This window comes from Kosakonia sp. PSU_27, assembly GCF_039409795.1.
In the GTDB taxonomy this organism is placed as follows: domain Bacteria; phylum Pseudomonadota; class Gammaproteobacteria; order Enterobacterales; family Enterobacteriaceae; genus Kosakonia.
Genome location: NZ_JBCIVK010000014.1, coordinates 1 through 16,201 on the forward strand (window position 1 = coordinate 1; position 16,201 = coordinate 16,201).

Consider the following 16,201-nt stretch of genomic DNA (forward strand, 5'->3'; position numbering starts at 1 on the left):
TCTTTCAGAGTCAACCCTGATTTTCAGGATTTTTTCTCTTCAACCGAACCGGCTGTTTGTGTGAAGTGATTCACATCCGCCGTGTCGATGGAGGCGCATTATAGGGAGTTCTCCGCCCCCCGCAATAGAAAAATGACATAAAAATGACTGACTGCTGCATTCCACAGCAAAACCCGTCTTTATACCCATTTACGCACAGACTTATCCACAATCCGGCAAAAGTACAAAAATTCGCGAGCGCTACGCAAACGTTTTCGTTACAATGCCCGCGCAAAAAACATGAGCCCTCGCTGGGGCATTAGCTAAGTTTTAGGATCAATAAAGATCCTAATATTTAGCTAACGCTCTCTGTTAAAGACAAATCCAGGGGATTTACCATGCAACAACGTCGTCCAGTCCGCCGCGCTTTGCTCAGTGTTTCTGACAAGGCCGGTATTGTCGAATTCGCACAGGCGCTCTCTCAGCGTGGCGTAGAACTGCTCTCTACCGGCGGCACCGCGCGTCTGCTGGCGGAAAAAGGTCTGCCAGTGACTGAAGTTTCCGACTACACCGGTTTTCCGGAAATGATGGATGGACGCGTGAAAACCCTGCATCCAAAAGTACACGGCGGCATTCTGGGTCGCCGCGGGCAGGATGACGCAATCATGGCAGAACACGCAATTGCGCCGATCGATATGGTGGTCGTTAACCTTTATCCATTCGCCGAGACCGTCGCGCGTGAAGGTTGCTCACTGGAAGATGCGGTAGAGAATATTGATATCGGCGGTCCGACTATGGTGCGCTCCGCCGCGAAGAACCATAAAGATGTCGCTATCGTTGTAAAGAGCAGCGACTACACCGCCATTATTAATGAAATGGATGCCAACGAAGGTTCACTTCTGCTTGCCACCCGTTTCGACCTGGCGATTAAAGCGTTTGAACACACCGCGGCGTACGACAGCATGATTGCCAACTACTTCGGCAGCCTGGTTCCGGCCTATCACGGCGAAAGCAAAGAACCCGCCGGTCGCTTCCCGCGTACCCTGAATCTGAACTTCATTAAGAAGCAGGATATGCGCTACGGCGAAAACAGCCACCAGCAAGCCGCCTTCTATATAGAAGAAGAGATCAAAGAGGCCTCCGTTGCCACCGCGCAGCAGCTGCAAGGCAAAGCGCTCTCCTATAACAATATTGCCGACACCGATGCGGCGCTGGAGTGCGTGAAAGAGTTCAGCGAACCGGCGTGTGTGATTGTGAAACACGCCAATCCTTGCGGCGTCGCGGTTAGCGTTTCAATTCTGGAGGCTTACGATCGCGCTTATAAAACCGATCCAACCTCCGCATTCGGCGGCATCATCGCTTTTAACCGTGAGCTGGACGCTGAAACCGCCCAGGCGATCATTTCTCGCCAGTTTGTTGAAGTGATCATCGCCCCGTCCGCCAGCGAAGAGGCGCTGAAAATTACCGCCGCTAAGCAGAATGTCCGCGTACTGGTCTGCGGCGAGTGGACGCAGCGTGTTCCGGGACTCGATTTCAAACGCGTCAACGGCGGTCTGCTGGTTCAGGACAGAGATCTCGGCATGGTAAGCGCAAGTGAACTGCGCGTCGTCAGCAAACGCCAACCGACCGAGCAGGAGCTGCGTGATGCGCTGTTCTGCTGGAAAGTGGCGAAATTCGTGAAATCCAACGCCATTGTCTACGCGAAAGAAAACATGACCATCGGCATTGGCGCAGGCCAGATGAGCCGCGTCTACTCGGCGAAAATCGCCGGGATCAAAGCCGGTGACGAAGGACTGGAAGTGAAAGGTTCCGCCATGGCTTCTGACGCGTTCTTCCCGTTCCGCGACGGCATTGATGCCGCCGCCGCTGTTGGCGTGACCTGCGTTATTCAGCCTGGCGGTTCCATCCGCGATGACGAAGTCATTGCCGCCGCCGACGAACACGGCATTGCGATGATCTTCACCGACATGCGTCACTTCCGCCATTAATCCACGGAGCAGACAATGAAAGTATTAGTAATTGGCAACGGCGGGCGCGAACACGCGCTGGCATGGAAAGCCGCGCAGTCACCGCTGGTTGATACCGTTTTTGTCGCACCGGGTAACGCCGGTACGGCACTGGAACCGACGCTGCAAAACGTCGCGATTGGCGCAACCGACATCCCGGCGCTGCTGAGCTTTGCGCAGAACGAGAAGATCGATCTGACTATCGTTGGCCCGGAAGCACCGCTGGTGATCGGCGTGGTCGACGCGTTTCGCGCGGCCGGTCTGAAGATTTTTGGCCCAACGCAGGGTGCCGCGCAGCTGGAAGGCTCCAAAGCATTCACCAAAGACTTCCTCGCGCGCCACAATATCCCGACCGCCGAGTACCAGAATTTTACCGACATCGAGCCTGCGCTGGCTTACCTGCGTGAGAAAGGCGCGCCTATCGTGATCAAGGCCGATGGTCTGGCGGCGGGTAAAGGCGTGATCGTCGCCATGACACTCGAAGAAGCCGAAGCAGCGATTCACGATATGCTGGCAGGCAATGCTTTTGGCGACGCGGGCCACCGCATTGTGATTGAAGAGTTTCTCGATGGCGAAGAAGCCAGCTTTATCGTGATGGTTGACGGCGAACACGTGCTGCCAATGGCCACCAGCCAGGATCACAAACGCGTCGGGGATGGCGATACCGGCCCGAATACCGGCGGTATGGGTGCTTACTCACCTGCGCCAGTGGTGACGGATGAAGTGCATCAGCGCACCATGGAACGCGTCATATGGCCAACCGTGCGCGGCATGGCGGCAGAAGGCAATACCTACACCGGTTTCCTGTATGCCGGGCTGATGATCGATAAGCAGGGCAACCCGAAAGTTATCGAGTTCAACTGCCGCTTTGGCGATCCGGAAACACAGCCAATTATGCTGCGCATGCAGTCTGACCTGGTGGAGCTGTGCCTGGCCGCGTGTGAAGGCAAGCTGGATGAGAAAACCTCAGAGTGGGATAGTCGCGCATCGCTGGGCGTTGTGGTTGCAGCCGGTGGTTATCCGGGCAACTACCGCAATGGCGATGTCATCCACGGTTTGCCGCTGGAAGAAGTGGCTGACGGTAAAGTGTTCCACGCAGGCACCAAACTCTCTGCCGACGACCAGGTGCTGACCAACGGCGGGCGCGTGCTGTGCGTTACCGCGCTGGGTAACACCGTCGCCGAAGCGCAGCAGCGCGCGTATGCCTTAATGACCGATATTCACTGGGATGGCAGCTTCAGCCGCCGGGATATTGGTTACCGCGCAATTGCGCGCGAGCAAGGCAAGTAACTCTCGCCCTTTCACCCTCTCTCCACCGGGGAGAGGGTTTTCAGAAATTCTTTTCCGTCGGCTGCCAGCGGCAGAAATCCGCATTCGCCACCAGCAATAGCTGCGCGCCTTCCGGCGCTTCCAGCCATGCGACGCTTACCGCAACCGCAGAGCGGTTCTGACGCTGCTCAATACGGTTTAAGGCGTAATCATCCAGATCGGGTTTCACGGTCTGCCCTTCACAGGTCTGTACCGTATGGTTGGCCTGCCAGCGCCCCTGACGCAGGATCACTCGCCCCTGACGCAGCGCGTCACTGGTCTGGCGGATCTGCTCTGCCCGGTAGCGATACAGCGCGACCTGGTCGCTGGAAAGTTGCTGTTTCTGCCCGTCGACCTCACGCTGCATAAAGCTCAGCTCGCCGCGATCGTCAAAACGGACGCGAATATGCTCCGGCGGTTTACCGTAAACATTGAGTTCAATGAGAGTTAACGTATCGCCCTGCCAGCGGTATTCGCTAAGCGATGTATTCCCGTGGTGCCACGGGCTAAATGCGGCGAGCAAGTGCGTCTCACCGTCTGAATCTTTACGCCAGATCCGCACTGCGCCCTGATCGCCGGCAAACCCGCTGGCGGTAAAAGGCGGTAAGGAGGAGTCATGGCTGCAGGCTGTCAGTAACAGCGCTGCGCCCGCCAACAACAGCGGGCGACGCCAGAATGACAAAAGGGGCGAAACCGCCCCTTCGACAAAACTGTTCACTGCCACGCGGTCTTACTTAACTGCGTCTTTCAGTGCTTTACCAGAAACAAATGCCGGCACGTTAGCTGCGGCGATTTTGATTTCTTTACCGGTCTGCGGGTTGCGGCCAGTACGCTCAGCGCGGTGGTTCACTTTGAAGGTACCGAAACCAACCAGTTGTACCGCATCACCTGCTTTCAGAGACTCAGTAACGGCAGCCAGGGTGGATTCCAGTGCAGCTTTCGCTTGCGCTTTAGACAGATCAGCCTTGTCTGCAATTACATCAATCAGTTGAGTCTTGTTCATAAGTTATCCTTTCAATGTGTTTATCGCTTGCTAAGCATCGAGTGCGACGGAAATGCCTCAAAAGCACTCTCCTGCATACACGCACCGATAGCCACTTATTTTCGCCCCCCAAATGTAGACCAGACGAGGGTATTAAGGGAAGCCTTCAGGCACGACAAAACAGGCGTTAAATCACGTTTTATTGTCTCATTGCTGCAAATTTATACCGATATTGCTCTCGCCGACCTCACGCAGGTCTGCGCGCAGCCCTTTAATCAGCTCAATATCGCGTTCTTCGCAGGCTGCCAGAAGGCGGAAAATCTCCCACTGAATATCCCATTCTTGCTCAACAGCCGGGTTTTCTCGCAGCTCTTCGTCGGTCATTTCACGTCCCTGCTGGGTCATTTCCAGCATCGCAACGGTAGTGATCGACGTTTTACTGACCTCGATTGCATGCTCCAGCGTTTCACCGCTCAGGCGCGAATGAATCAGTTCACTGAGCGCCACGCAGGCATCAATGGCCGGGTAAACACCGTACAGATCGTAGTCATCCGCCGCCGGAATCGCCTCTTCCAGTTTCTCCAGCTGGCTGTCGAAGTTTACTTTCGCGTCTTTGACGATCTGCGTTTCCCACACCAGGTCAAGGATCCGCCGGTAAAGCTGCGCGTCGCCAAACTCTGTCTGCTGGCAGAACATGGCGTAATTGGGGTACATACGCTCGCACAGGCAAGCCATAAAGACGACGTGCTGCCAGCTTTCCAGCTTTTCCAGACGCAGGTGAATTGGGTTTTGTAACATGATCGTTTCTCAAAATCGGTAATGCGCGGCAGTTTACCTGATATTGCGCTGAATTGCCTGCCAACGCGTAAACGCGGGCCGTCCGGATGCCACCGCGTCCGCCCAGCGCGTCGGTTCCGGTAACCGGTAGCCTTTCATGCAACGCTGCACCCACGCGAGCGCGCTATCCTGGCTGACACGATGCCCGGTGGTGACAAACAGCGGGTTACAGCGCGCCTTGCTGCGCCACACCCAGGCGAGCTTCTCACCTTTATCCATTAACGGGGAGAGCGCACCCGGCTCGTCCGCCAGCGGTTCGAACTTGCCACACAGCCGCTTTTTCGCCACGCCGATAGTAGGCACATCGACCAGCAAACCAAAATGGCTGGCAACACCGAGACGGCGCGGATGGGAAATACCGTGGCCATCGACAAACAGCAAATCGGGTTTTTGCGACAGCTGCTCCCACGCCGCCAGCAGCGCCGGGTATTCACGAAAAGAAAGGAAACCGGGGATATAAGGCATGGTGGTGGCGATACGCGCCACCTGATATTCAATCAGCTCCAGCGAAGGCCAGGAGAGCAGCACCATCGCCGCTCGCGTCACTTCTCCACCCTGCTCAAAACCGACATCGGCCCCGCCGATCAATGTGGGCGGATCTTTATCCAGACGATCCTCACGGATCACCGAAGAAGCCAGTTCAAGTTGTTGTGCGCGTAGTGACGCGAGATCCATACTCTCTCCTTACTGATGCCAGGAGGCCGACAGGCGGTGCACCGCCTCGACAAATACTCCTGCATGTTCCGGCGGGACATCCTGATGAATGCCGTGACCGAGGTTAAACACATGACCTTCGCCTTTGCCGAAGCCCGCGAGAATCGTCGCGACCTCTTCTTCAATGCGCGCAGGCGGCGCGTAAAGCATAGACGGGTCCATATTGCCTTGCAGCGCAACTTTATGACCAACGCGACGGCGTGCATCGGCAATATCGGTTGTCCAGTCGAGGCCCAGCGCATCACAGCCTGTTTCTGCCATCGCTTCCAGCCACTGCCCGCCGCCTTTGGTGAATAACGTCACCGGCACGCGGCGGCCTTCGTTTTCACGCAGCAAGCCATCGACAATTTTATGCATGTAGTAGAGCGAGAATTGCTGATAATCGCGCCCGGTCAGCACACCGCCCCAGGTGTCGAAAATCATCACTGACTGTGCGCCCGCGCGGATCTGCGCGTTGAGGTACAGCGTGACGCTCTGCGCCAGCTTATCCAGTAGCGCATGCAGCGTGTGCGGCTCGGCGTACATCATTTTTTTAATCAGGGTAAACGCTTTGCTGCTGCCGCCTTCCACCATATAAGTCGCCAGTGTCCACGGGCTACCGGAAAAACCGATCAGCGGCACTTCACCTTTCAGCTCACGGCGAATGGTGCGCACGGCGTTCATCACGTAGCCCAGCTTGTTTTCCGGGTCTGGCACCGGCAGCTTATCAACATCCGCTTTGCAGGTGATGGGCGAGGTAAAACGCGGCCCTTCCCCGGCTTCGAAATAGAGGCCAAGCCCCATCGCATCTGGCACGGTAAGGATGTCGGAGAAAAGAATAGCCGCATCAAGCGGGTAGCGGTGCAGCGGCTGTAAGGTCACTTCGCAGGCCAGCTCGGCGTTTTTGCACAGCGACATAAAATCGCCTGCTTGCGCGCGGGTCGCTTTATATTCCGGTAAATAGCGGCCTGCCTGGCGCATCATCCACACCGGGGTCATATCTACTGGCTGGCGCTGAAGCGCGCGCAGGTAACGATCGTTTTTCAGTTCGGTCATTGTCAGTTCCTCAAGCGTCAGGCCGCCAGTATATACACCTTATTCGTCGTCTGCCCGACACATCGCCACCGTATCCTCGATAAGGCGGCGCGCAACCGTACCCGGAGGCGGTAACAGCGGTAAGTTGTCATAGCGATACCAGCCCGCATCCAGTAGCTCTTTCGGGTCAATGCGGATTTCGCCGCTGTCATATTCCGCCATAAATGCGGTCATCAGCGATTGTGGAAACGGCCACGGTTGCGAGGTGACATAACGCAAATTCTTCACTTTGATGCCGCTCTCTTCCATCACTTCACGTGCCACCGCCTGTTCAAGGGTTTCGCCCACTTCGACGAAACCGGCGAGCACCGTGTAAATGCCATTGCGATGGCGCGTATGCTGCGCCAGCAAAATGCTGTCATCACGGCGAATGGCGACAATGATGCAAGGGGCGATTTGCGGGTAATAGCGCTCGCGGCAGTGATCGCACAGCATTGCCCATTCGGTTTTACTGGGGTGCATGGTGTGCCCGCAGTAGCCGCAAAACTGGTGTGAACGATAAAATTCCGCCAGTTGCACGCCACGGCCCGCCAGTTGAAAAAGCCCCACATCTTGATCGATAAGCAGACGCACGGATCCCATATCCTGGCGACGATTCTGGCGGATCATCCATACCGCTTCGCTCTGCCACTCGCCAATGTGAAGCGCGCTCTGCCCCACAAGATCGAAATTTCCTGCCTTGCCGTGTGGTAATTCCCCGCCGGGCATCCATAATTTTTGTTCATGGCTGACGATCCACCAGCCCTGATCGTGTGCTTCAATAATACGTACCATTTGGTGCACTACCTTCGCTTTACTGGCATGTTATTAACATTATTATTACATCGTTTTGATCTTACATATTTGCGGAGCCATTTATGCTAAACCAGTTAGAAAGCCTGACAGAGCGCGTTGGAGGAAGTAACAAACTTGTCGACCATTGGCTGCAAGCACGTAAGCAACTGCTTGTTTCTTATTACAATCTGGTTGGCATTAAACCTGGCAAAGGATCCTACATGCAGCTTAACGAAAAAGCGCTGGACGATTTTTGCCACAACCTGGTGGAATACCTTTCCGCAGGTCACTTCAATATTTATGAACGCATCATTAGCGAATTGGAAGGGAGCAGCCCACTTTTAGCGGCGACGCAGCTTTACCCAATGCTTGAAGCGAATACTGTAGAAATCATGAACTATTACGACTCCAGCCTGGAAAACGCCATTGATGACGATAACTGTCTGGAGTTCCAGCAAGCGCTCTCCGATATCGGCGAAGCGCTGGCCGCCCGCTTTACCCTTGAAGACAAGTTAATCGTGCTGGCCTTTGATAACAACATCAAAGAGAGCGCCAACGACGAAAGCGGTGTCGCGCGACCGGCTTGAGTTCTTAAACATTAACGCGTAATTTAAAAAGCAGTCCCCGTCTTCGGACGGGTTTTTCTTGTCGGAGTGCCTATATTTCCACAACATCATTCGCGATGCGTCGAGACGGCAAGTTCGTGAATCCCCAGGAGCTTACATCAAGTAAGTGACCGTGGTGAGCGAACGCAGCCAACACAGGGCAGCGTGAAGGATGAAGGGGAAAAGGCTGAGACCGTTAATTCGGGATCCGCGGAACCTGATCAGGTTAAAACCTGCGAAGGGAACAAGAGTAATCCATTCACGTCAACCACCCTCACGGGCGGTTTGCTGCCATTACTCCATCCGTCGTCTGACAAGCCATATCCTTTACATTCTGGAATGAGCTATGTCTGCAAAACTTACACGCCGTGAACAACGCGCCCAGGCGCAACACTTCATCGACACACTGGAAGGTACCGCTTTCCCCAACTCGCGCCGCATCTACATCACCGGTTCGCAACCCGATATCCGCATTCCGATGCGCGAAATCCAGCTGAGCCCGACGCTTACCGGCGGCACAAAAGAACACCCGCAGTTTGAAGAGAATGAAGCGGTGCCGGTGTACGACACCTCGGGCCCGTATGGCGATCCGGATATTGCGATTGATGTCCAGCAAGGGCTGGCGAAACTGCGCGCACCGTGGATTGCCGCCCGTGATGACAGCGAAACACTGGAACAGCGCAGCTCTGTCTATACCAACGAACGGCTGGCCGATGATGGCCTCGACGAACTGCGTTTTAGCGGTTTACTGACGCCGCGCCGCGCGAAACCCGGCCAGCGCGTCACGCAACTGCACTATGCGCGCAAAGGCATCGTCACGCCGGAGATGGAGTTTATCGCCATTCGCGAAAACATGGGCCGCGAGCGCATTCGCAGCGAAGTGTTGCGTAAGCAGCATCCGGGCGAAGGTTTTGGCGCGCGCCTGCCGGAAAACATCACCCCGGAATTTGTGCGCGATGAAGTCGCCGCCGGGCGGGCGATTATCCCGGCCAATATTAACCACCCGGAATCAGAGCCAATGATCATTGGCCGCAACTTCCTGGTGAAGGTGAACGCCAATATCGGTAATTCGGCGGTGACTTCCTCGATCGAAGAAGAGGTGGAAAAGCTGGTCTGGTCGACGCGCTGGGGCGCGGACACGGTCATGGATTTATCCACCGGGCGTTATATCCACGAAACCCGGGAATGGATCCTGCGTAACAGCCCGGTGCCGATCGGTACAGTGCCGATCTACCAGGCGCTGGAGAAGGTTAACGGGATCGCCGAAGATCTGACCTGGGAAGCGTTTCGCGACACCCTGCTGGAACAGGCGGAGCAAGGGGTGGACTATTTCACCATCCACGCGGGCGTGCTGCTGCGCTATGTACCAATGACCGCGCAGCGCCTGACCGGCATTGTCTCGCGCGGTGGCTCGATTATGGCGAAATGGTGCCTCTCCCATCATCAGGAAAACTTCCTCTACACCCATTTTCGCGAAATCTGCGAAATCTGCGCCGCTTATGACGTTTCGCTATCGCTGGGTGATGGCTTGCGCCCAGGCTCCATTCAGGACGCCAACGACGAAGCGCAATTTGCCGAGCTGCATACGCTTGGCGAACTGACGAAAATTGCCTGGGAGTATGACGTTCAGGTGATGATTGAAGGCCCGGGACATGTGCCGATGCAGATGATCCGCCGCAATATGACCGAAGAACTGGAGCACTGCCACGAAGCGCCGTTCTATACGCTGGGGCCGCTAACCACCGATATCGCGCCGGGCTATGACCACTTCACCTCCGGTATTGGCGCGGCGATGATTGGCTGGTTTGGCTGCGCGATGCTCTGTTATGTCACGCCAAAAGAGCACCTTGGCTTACCCAATAAAGAGGACGTTAAACAGGGGCTGATTACCTACAAAATCGCCGCTCACGCTGCTGACCTGGCCAAAGGCCACCCTGGCGCGCAGATCCGCGACAACGCCATGTCGAAAGCGCGTTTTGAGTTCCGCTGGGAGGATCAATTCAATCTTGCGCTCGACCCGTTTACCGCGCGCGCCTACCACGATGAAACGCTGCCGCAGGAATCCGGCAAAGTGGCGCACTTCTGCTCTATGTGCGGGCCGAAATTCTGTTCGATGAAAATCTCGCAAGAGGTGCGTGACTACGCGGCAACCCAGGCGATTGAAGTCGGTATGGCGGATAAATCCAGCGACTTCCGCGCACGCGGCGGTGAGATCTACCTGAAGAGGGAGGAAGCCTGATGTATCAGCCCGATTTCCCGCCGGTGCCCTTCCGCCTCGGCCTTTACCCGGTGGTCGACAGCGTCGACTGGATTGCCCGTTTACTGGATGCGGGCGTGCGCACGCTGCAACTGCGCATCAAGGATAAACGCGACGAGGACGTTGAAGCGGATGTGATGGCAGCCATCGCGCTTGGCCGTCGCGTTAATGCGCGGCTGTTTATTAACGATTACTGGCGACTGGCGATCAAACACCAGGCTTACGGTGTGCATCTTGGTCAGGAAGATCTGGAAACGACCGACTTAAGCGCCATTCGTGCGGCAGGTTTGCGCCTTGGCGTCTCCACCCATGACGATATGGAAATTGACGTGGCGCTGGCGGCCCGCCCCTCTTACATCGCGCTGGGCCATGTCTTTCCCACGCAAACCAAACAGATGCCTTCTGCGCCGCAGGGGCTGGAACAGCTGGCGCGTCACGTTGCACGGCTGAAAGATTACCCAACCGTTGCTATTGGCGGTATCAGCCTTGCGCGTGCGCCGGATGTGTTGGCAACCGGCGTGGGCAGTATTGCGGTGGTCAGCGCCATCACCCGGGCGGATAACTGGCAACAGGCAACCCAGCAACTATTGCACCTGGCGGGGGTGGGCGATGAATGATCGTGACTTTATGCGCTACAGCCGCCAGATCCTGCTGGAGGATATCGCGGTTACCGGCCAGCAAAAATTGCTCGCCAGCCGGGTATTAATTATCGGCCTCGGCGGACTTGGCGCACCGGCGGCGGTCTACCTTGCGGGCGCAGGGATCGGCACGCTGGTGCTGGCGGATGACGACGCCGTACACCTGAGCAACTTGCAGCGACAGATTTTATTTACCACCGATGATATCAACCAGCCGAAAACCCAGGTCACCGCGCAGCGCCTGCACAGATTAAACCCGGATATCGAGCTGATTACGCTCCAGCAGCGCTTGAGCGGTGAGGCGTTGCACCAGCAAGTTCAGCAGGCCGATGTGGTGCTCGACTGTAGCGACAACATGCTGACACGCCAGGCGATCAACGCTGCCTGCGTGGCGCTGGAGACACCGCTTATCACCGCCAGCGCAGTCGGTTTTGGCGGCCAGTTGATGGTGCTGACGCCGCCCTGGCAGCAGGGCTGCTACCGCTGTTTATGGCCGGACGACAGCGAGCCAGAACGCAACTGTCGCACCGCCGGTATTGTTGGCCCGGTGGTCGGCATTATGGGTGCCATGCAGGCGCTGGAAGCCATTAAATTGTTGAACGGGCTGCATACCACCAGCGGTGAGCTGCGCCTGTTCGACGCGCGCACCAATCTTTGGCGCACGCTGGCGCTGCACGCTTCCCGCCAGTGCCCGGTTTGTGGAGGGCGACATGCAGATACGCTTCAATGACGAGTCGATGAACTGCGTCGCCGGGCTTTCCGTCGCCACCCTGCTTGAGCAACTCAATCAACTCAAACCGGGTGTCGCGTTGGCCGTTAATCAACAGATCCTGCCGCGTGAGCAGTGGGAAAACCATCTTGTGCAGGACGGCGATCACATCCTGCTGTTTCAGGTTATCGCAGGGGGCTGAGATGTTACGTATTGCAGAAAAAGAGTTCACTTCACGGCTGTTTACCGGCACCGGCAAGTTCGCCACGCCACAACTGATGGTCGATGCGATTCATGCGTCGGGCAGCGAACTGGTAACGCTGGCGATGAAGCGCGTCGACCTGCGCCAGCGCACCGATATGCTGTTGCAACCCTTGCTGGATGCGGGTGTGACGTTGCTGCCTAACACCTCCGGGGCGAAAAAAGCCGAAGAGGCCATTTTCGCCGCCCAACTGGCACGGGAAGCACTCGGCACGCACTGGCTAAAACTGGAAATTCATCCGGACGCCCGCTGGCTGCTGCCCGATCCGATTGAAACCTTGCGCGCGGCGGAAAAACTGGTGCAGATGGGTTTTGTGGTTCTGCCCTATTGCGGTGCCGATCCGGTGCTGTGTAAACGGCTTGAAGAGGTAGGCTGCGCGGCAGTCATGCCGCTGGGCGCACCGATCGGCTCCAACCAGGGGCTGGAAACCCGCGCCATGCTGGAGATTATTATCGAGCAGGCGAATGTGCCAGTGGTGGTCGATGCCGGGATCGGCGCGCCCAGCCACGCGGCGCAGGCGCTGGAGATGGGGGCTGACGCGGTGCTGGTTAATACCGCGATCGCGGTCGCCGACGACCCGGTCAACATGGCGCGCGCTTTTCGCCTGGCTGTCGAGGCCGGAACACTGGCCCGCCAGGCCGTACCAGGCGCCCGCCAGCGTTACGCGCAGGCCACCAGCCCGCTCACCGGTTTCCTGGAGGAAACATTATGAGCACCTTCACCGACCGCTGGCGGCAACTGGACTGGGACGATATCCGCCTGCGTATCCACAGCAAAACCGCCGCCGATGTTGAACGCGCACTCAATGCCCGGCAACTGACGCGCGACGATATGATGGCGCTGCTCTCCCCCGCCGCCGCCGGTTTTCTTGAACCGATGGCACAGCAAGCGCAGCGGCTCACGCGCCAGCGTTTTGGCAACACCGTCAGTTTTTATGTTCCGCTTTATCTCTCTAACCTTTGCGCCAATGACTGCACCTATTGCGGGTTTTCGATGAGCAATCACCTGAAGCGCAAAACGCTGGACGAGCAGGAGATTGCGCGTGAATGCGCGGCCATACGCGAACTGGGGTTTGAACATCTGTTGCTGGTCACCGGTGAGCATCAGGGCAAAGTCGGGATGGACTACTTTCGCCGCCATATGCCAGCGATCCGCCGCCAGTTCGCCTCGTTGCAAATGGAAGTGCAGCCGCTTTCCGAGCCGGAGTACGCCGAGCTGAAAACCCTTGGTCTTGATGGCGTAATGGTCTACCAGGAGACGTACCACGAAAGCCAGTACGCACGTCACCATCTGCGCGGTAAAAAACAGGACTTCTTCTGGCGGCTGGAGACGCCGGACAGACTGGGCCGCGCGGGTATCGACAAGATTGGTCTCGGCGCGTTAATGGGCCTGTCTGACAGCTGGCGAGTGGATTGCTATATGGTTGCCGAACATTTGCTGTGGCTACAACAGCGCTACTGGAAAAGCCGTTATTCCATCTCCTTCCCCCGCCTGCGCCCTTGCGCGGGCGGCGTGGAGCCTGCGTCAGTGATGGATGAGCGGCAACTGGTGCAAACCATTTGCGCGTTTCGCCTGCTGGCACCGGACACGGAGTTGTCGCTATCCACGCGCGAATCACCGCACTTTCGCGATCATGTTATTCCGCTGGCGATTAATAACGTAAGCGCATTTTCCAAAACGCAGCCGGGCGGCTATGCCGACAATCACCCGGAGCTGGAGCAATTTTCGCCCCATGATGAGCGCCGCCCGCAGGACGTTGCCGATGCGCTGATCGCCCGTGGGCTGCAACCGGTATGGAAAGACTGGGATAGCTGGCTGGGACGTGTGCCGCAAAAAAGCCGCAACGCGCAGATAACGGGTTAATACTTTCCCGGCCTGCTACGTAAAAGCAAAATCGGGCGATGGCGGCTTGTCGCCCGAACCTTCATGCTTGCGCTGTCAGGTTATGAGACTGACCGGAGCGGGCGCTCTTCCTCTCTTCCGCTCCGCCTTACTCACATCAGGTGCGCTATCTTTTGCGCAGCCCCTATACTGATATCTGTTCCTCTTTTGCATGTTCAAGGATAAGAAAATGCATAGCAAACAACTTTCATTTACAAGACCAATTCTGGTGAGCCTTGCCGGGATCCTCCTTAGTTTTGTGATAATCGCACTCATGATTATCGCCGGTATGCGTAAAGAGACGCTGGAGGAGTACCACGATGTGAATCGCAATTTCGCGCATAACCTGGCGGTGAATTACACCCAGTCGATGCTGCGTGAAAACGACTATGTTCTCAATCGCGCCGCCGCATTCTTCGCCCATGACGATCAGTTAGACGTCACCGTGAACGGCGATCGGGACAAGGGACTGAAATTACTGATGCAGTTGCTGGCGCTGATGCCCTCGGTATCGTCGATCTCTCTCGCCGACTCGCGCGGCGTTTACCTGCGCGCGCCACAGGTTATGGGCAGCGGTGAGAATTTCAATGCCAGTACGCGTCCGTGGTTTATGCACCAGGCGGAAGCCAGCATGTTTAATCACTATACCCGCAGCTACATGGATTTTTTTACCCATAACCCGATAGTGAGCATTTATAAACCGGTGATAGCGCCGGACGGTAAATTAAAAGGGACGCTGGCTTTTCACCTTGATCTGGCCTCAATGGGTTTCACCCTGCGCACCATGCAACCCCCGATGCCTGGCGAATTCTTCGTTATCGACGGCGAAGGCAAAGCGATGCTGCACCCGGACACTGGCGCGTTATTCAAAACATTAGTCAGCCCGACAATACTCGCAGCGATGACCAGTGCTGAAGGCGCGATTTTCGATGAAAAAAATGCGTGCTGGTATTACTACTACGCCTTCACCAACCCGGAATGGTTTGTGATCTATAAAGTATCCGCCAGCACACTGGATAAACGCGTTCACCATCAGCTTCAGCTTGTCGGTTGGGGATTCACCACGGCGGCAGTGTTTATCATTCTGTTTGGCCTCTATTTACGCCACAGCTCGCGCACGGTGCTGCTCAACATAATCGATGCGATAAAAACCGGTGATGTAACCCGCGCCCCACGGCTTGAAGCGATGTTGAGTAAGGCGATTGAAAGCAGTAAAGAGCGGGAACAAACGTGGGTGCGGCAGGCGACCATGGATGCGCTGACCAATTGTAAGAATCGCCGCGCCTTTGATGCCGATATTGCCGCGCTGATGAACGATCATCAGCCGTTTGCTCTGGCGCTGGTGGATATCGATAATTTCAAATCCATTAACGACACCTGGGGACATTTGAATGGCGACATCGTGCTGCGAAACGTGGCGCGCGAAGGCATTCAGATCTTGCAGCCGCAGGGGATTTCGCTCTATCGCTACGGTGGCGAAGAGTTCGCGGTGATTTTCCCGCATGCGCATATCGATAACGCGCAGGCGCTACTGGAGCAGTGGCGGGTGAAAGTGGAGAACCGTACATGGCGCGAGAAAGAGCTGTCGGTCACGTTTAGCGCTGGTTTGGGTGAGTGGAACATGGAACCGCTGAACCAGCTGGTCGGCCGTGTGGATGAAGCGCTTTATAAAGCGAAGCAGCAAGGTAAGAACCGAATTCTACTGGTGAATCACCCATAGCCAGGCGGCGCGTCGCAAGGTTGCAACCGGTTTCATGTTATGCAGGGATTCTTTGTGATGCCCTACACACAATCGCGGTAAAGCGGTTGTTGAACCCAACAGCGCGGGATAATTATCACCTATCCCATCAACACCGAGGCTGACTATGAAAAACATCGTTTTATGCTGTGCAGCGGGTATGTCCACCAGCATGTTGGTGCAACGCATGAAAGACGCGGCGCAGAAAAAAGGCGTCGAGGTCACTATCAAAGCGGTTCCTGTTGCGGAATTTAAAGATGAAATTGCAACAGCGGATATCGTGTTGCTGGGGCCGCAGGTGAAATACGAGCAGGCAAAATTGCAGGCGCAGGCGGAACCGCTGGGCAAGAAAGTGGCGGTGATCGACATGATGGATTACGGCATGATGAAAGGCGATGTCGTTCTGGAAAAAGCCCTTAAGCTACTGGAGTGAATGC

General features: G+C 56.3%; 17 protein-coding genes and 1 riboswitch. Of the genes, 11 read left to right on the forward strand and 6 right to left on the reverse strand.

The window, feature by feature from the left end; all coding sequences use genetic code 11:
• Positions 1–377 precede the first annotated feature (377 nt).
• Together purH and purD are read left to right on the forward strand one after the other, a co-directional pair.
• Entirely contained in the window at positions 378–1,967 is a 1,590-nt protein-coding gene (gene purH / locus AAIG26_RS22980) for a bifunctional phosphoribosylaminoimidazolecarboxamide formyltransferase/IMP cyclohydrolase (protein ID WP_343181565.1), read from the forward strand.
• Positions 1,968–1,982: 15 nt separating this feature from the next.
• Positions 1,983–3,275, forward strand: coding sequence for a phosphoribosylamine--glycine ligase (gene purD / locus AAIG26_RS22985; protein ID WP_343181566.1), 1,293 nt, complete (start codon positions 1,983–1,985; stop codon positions 3,273–3,275).
• A 40-nt stretch (positions 3,276–3,315) separates the two neighbouring features.
• Here purD and AAIG26_RS22990 read toward each other — a convergent pair whose 3' ends face one another.
• The 6 genes from AAIG26_RS22990 to nudC all read right to left on the reverse strand — a co-directional run bounded on the left by AAIG26_RS22990 (position 3,316) and on the right by nudC (position 7,674).
• A complete protein-coding gene (locus AAIG26_RS22990) occupies positions 3,316–4,011 on the reverse strand; it encodes a DUF1481 domain-containing protein (RefSeq protein WP_167579022.1) in 696 nt (231 codons plus the stop codon).
• A 12-nt stretch (positions 4,012–4,023) separates the two neighbouring features.
• Positions 4,024–4,296 (reverse strand): nucleoid-associated protein HU-alpha, encoded by a 273-nt coding sequence (gene hupA, locus AAIG26_RS22995; protein ID WP_017460010.1) that lies wholly within the window; start codon positions 4,294–4,296, stop codon positions 4,024–4,026.
• A 186-nt stretch (positions 4,297–4,482) separates the two neighbouring features.
• Positions 4,483–5,073, reverse strand: a complete 591-nt coding sequence (locus AAIG26_RS23000) for a YjaG family protein (protein ID WP_020456071.1) — start codon at positions 5,071–5,073, stop codon at positions 4,483–4,485.
• Between the two features lie 33 nt (positions 5,074–5,106).
• Positions 5,107–5,787 (reverse strand): deoxyribonuclease V, encoded by a 681-nt coding sequence (gene nfi, locus AAIG26_RS23005; protein ID WP_020456070.1) that lies wholly within the window; start codon positions 5,785–5,787, stop codon positions 5,107–5,109.
• A 9-nt stretch (positions 5,788–5,796) separates the two neighbouring features.
• The gene (gene hemE / locus AAIG26_RS23010) at positions 5,797–6,861 is read right to left on the reverse strand and encodes a uroporphyrinogen decarboxylase (protein ID WP_343181567.1); all 1,065 of its coding nucleotides are present in this window, start codon (positions 6,859–6,861) and stop codon (positions 5,797–5,799) included.
• A gap of 39 nt (positions 6,862–6,900) precedes the next feature.
• Positions 6,901–7,674: an NAD(+) diphosphatase gene (gene nudC / locus AAIG26_RS23015; protein ID WP_343181568.1), complete on the reverse strand. Its 774-nt coding sequence runs from the start codon at positions 7,672–7,674 to the stop codon at positions 6,901–6,903.
• Between the two features lie 83 nt (positions 7,675–7,757).
• On the opposite strand from nudC, the gene AAIG26_RS23020 reads away from it, so the two are divergent.
• From AAIG26_RS23020 to AAIG26_RS23060, 9 genes are all read left to right on the forward strand, one after another.
• The gene (locus tag AAIG26_RS23020; protein WP_020456067.1) at positions 7,758–8,261 is read left to right on the forward strand and encodes an Rsd/AlgQ family anti-sigma factor; all 504 of its coding nucleotides are present in this window, start codon (positions 7,758–7,760) and stop codon (positions 8,259–8,261) included.
• Between the two features lie 52 nt (positions 8,262–8,313).
• Positions 8,314–8,540, forward strand: a riboswitch (TPP riboswitch).
• 85 nt (positions 8,541–8,625) lie between these two features.
• Positions 8,626–10,518, forward strand: coding sequence for a phosphomethylpyrimidine synthase ThiC (gene thiC, locus AAIG26_RS23025; protein ID WP_045514595.1), 1,893 nt, complete (start codon positions 8,626–8,628; stop codon positions 10,516–10,518).
• The gene (gene thiE, locus AAIG26_RS23030; RefSeq protein WP_343181570.1) at positions 10,518–11,153 is read left to right on the forward strand and encodes a thiamine phosphate synthase; all 636 of its coding nucleotides are present in this window, start codon (positions 10,518–10,520) and stop codon (positions 11,151–11,153) included. The genes thiC and thiE overlap by 1 nt, the downstream gene beginning before the upstream one ends.
• Positions 11,146–11,904 (forward strand): HesA/MoeB/ThiF family protein, encoded by a 759-nt coding sequence (locus AAIG26_RS23035; protein ID WP_045514608.1) that lies wholly within the window; start codon positions 11,146–11,148, stop codon positions 11,902–11,904. The genes thiE and AAIG26_RS23035 overlap by 8 nt, the downstream gene beginning before the upstream one ends.
• Positions 11,885–12,085 carry a sulfur carrier protein ThiS gene (thiS, locus tag AAIG26_RS23040; protein ID WP_017460019.1) on the forward strand — a complete coding sequence of 67 codons (201 nt, stop codon included), beginning with the start codon at positions 11,885–11,887 and terminating at the stop codon, positions 12,083–12,085. The genes AAIG26_RS23035 and thiS overlap by 20 nt, the downstream gene beginning before the upstream one ends.
• Position 12,086: 1 nt before the next feature.
• A complete protein-coding gene (thiG, locus tag AAIG26_RS23045; protein WP_343181571.1) occupies positions 12,087–12,857 on the forward strand; it encodes a thiazole synthase in 771 nt (256 codons plus the stop codon).
• Entirely contained in the window at positions 12,854–14,008 is a 1,155-nt protein-coding gene (gene thiH / locus AAIG26_RS23050; RefSeq protein WP_045514612.1) for a 2-iminoacetate synthase ThiH, read from the forward strand. Before thiG ends, thiH begins: the two co-directional genes overlap by 4 nt.
• A 208-nt stretch (positions 14,009–14,216) precedes the next feature.
• The gene (locus AAIG26_RS23055; protein ID WP_045514615.1) at positions 14,217–15,746 is read left to right on the forward strand and encodes a sensor domain-containing diguanylate cyclase; all 1,530 of its coding nucleotides are present in this window, start codon (positions 14,217–14,219) and stop codon (positions 15,744–15,746) included.
• Positions 15,747–15,891: 145 nt separating this feature from the next.
• On the forward strand, positions 15,892–16,197 hold the full coding sequence (locus tag AAIG26_RS23060) for a PTS sugar transporter subunit IIB (protein ID WP_020456060.1): 306 nt from the start codon (positions 15,892–15,894) through the stop codon (positions 16,195–16,197).
• Positions 16,198–16,201: the final 4 nt, after the last annotated feature.

Excerpts from the sequence above, each read along its gene's own strand:
- thiH (WP_045514612.1), top strand. The coding sequence starts at position 12,854 with ATGAGCACCTTCACCGACCGCTGGCGGCAACTGGACTGGGACGATATC.
- purD (WP_343181566.1), top strand. The coding sequence starts at position 1,983 with ATGAAAGTATTAGTAATTGGCAACGGCGGGCGCGAACACGCGCTGGCA.
- thiG (WP_343181571.1), top strand. The coding sequence starts at position 12,087 with ATGTTACGTATTGCAGAAAAAGAGTTCACTTCACGGCTGTTTACCGGC.
- hemE (WP_343181567.1), bottom strand. The coding sequence starts at position 6,861 with ATGACCGAACTGAAAAACGATCGTTACCTGCGCGCGCTTCAGCGCCAG.
- nfi (WP_020456070.1), bottom strand. The coding sequence starts at position 5,787 with ATGGATCTCGCGTCACTACGCGCACAACAACTTGAACTGGCTTCTTCG.
- AAIG26_RS23060 (WP_020456060.1), top strand. The coding sequence starts at position 15,892 with ATGAAAAACATCGTTTTATGCTGTGCAGCGGGTATGTCCACCAGCATG.
- AAIG26_RS23035 (WP_045514608.1), top strand. The coding sequence starts at position 11,146 with ATGAATGATCGTGACTTTATGCGCTACAGCCGCCAGATCCTGCTGGAG.
- thiC (WP_045514595.1), top strand. The coding sequence starts at position 8,626 with ATGTCTGCAAAACTTACACGCCGTGAACAACGCGCCCAGGCGCAACAC.
- AAIG26_RS23055 (WP_045514615.1), top strand. The coding sequence starts at position 14,217 with ATGCATAGCAAACAACTTTCATTTACAAGACCAATTCTGGTGAGCCTT.
- thiS (WP_017460019.1), top strand. The coding sequence starts at position 11,885 with ATGCAGATACGCTTCAATGACGAGTCGATGAACTGCGTCGCCGGGCTT.
- hupA (WP_017460010.1), bottom strand. The coding sequence starts at position 4,296 with ATGAACAAGACTCAACTGATTGATGTAATTGCAGACAAGGCTGATCTG.
- AAIG26_RS23020 (WP_020456067.1), top strand. The coding sequence starts at position 7,758 with ATGCTAAACCAGTTAGAAAGCCTGACAGAGCGCGTTGGAGGAAGTAAC.
- thiE (WP_343181570.1), top strand. The coding sequence starts at position 10,518 with ATGTATCAGCCCGATTTCCCGCCGGTGCCCTTCCGCCTCGGCCTTTAC.
- purH (WP_343181565.1), top strand. The coding sequence starts at position 378 with ATGCAACAACGTCGTCCAGTCCGCCGCGCTTTGCTCAGTGTTTCTGAC.
- nudC (WP_343181568.1), bottom strand. The coding sequence starts at position 7,674 with ATGGTACGTATTATTGAAGCACACGATCAGGGCTGGTGGATCGTCAGC.
- AAIG26_RS23000 (WP_020456071.1), bottom strand. The coding sequence starts at position 5,073 with ATGTTACAAAACCCAATTCACCTGCGTCTGGAAAAGCTGGAAAGCTGG.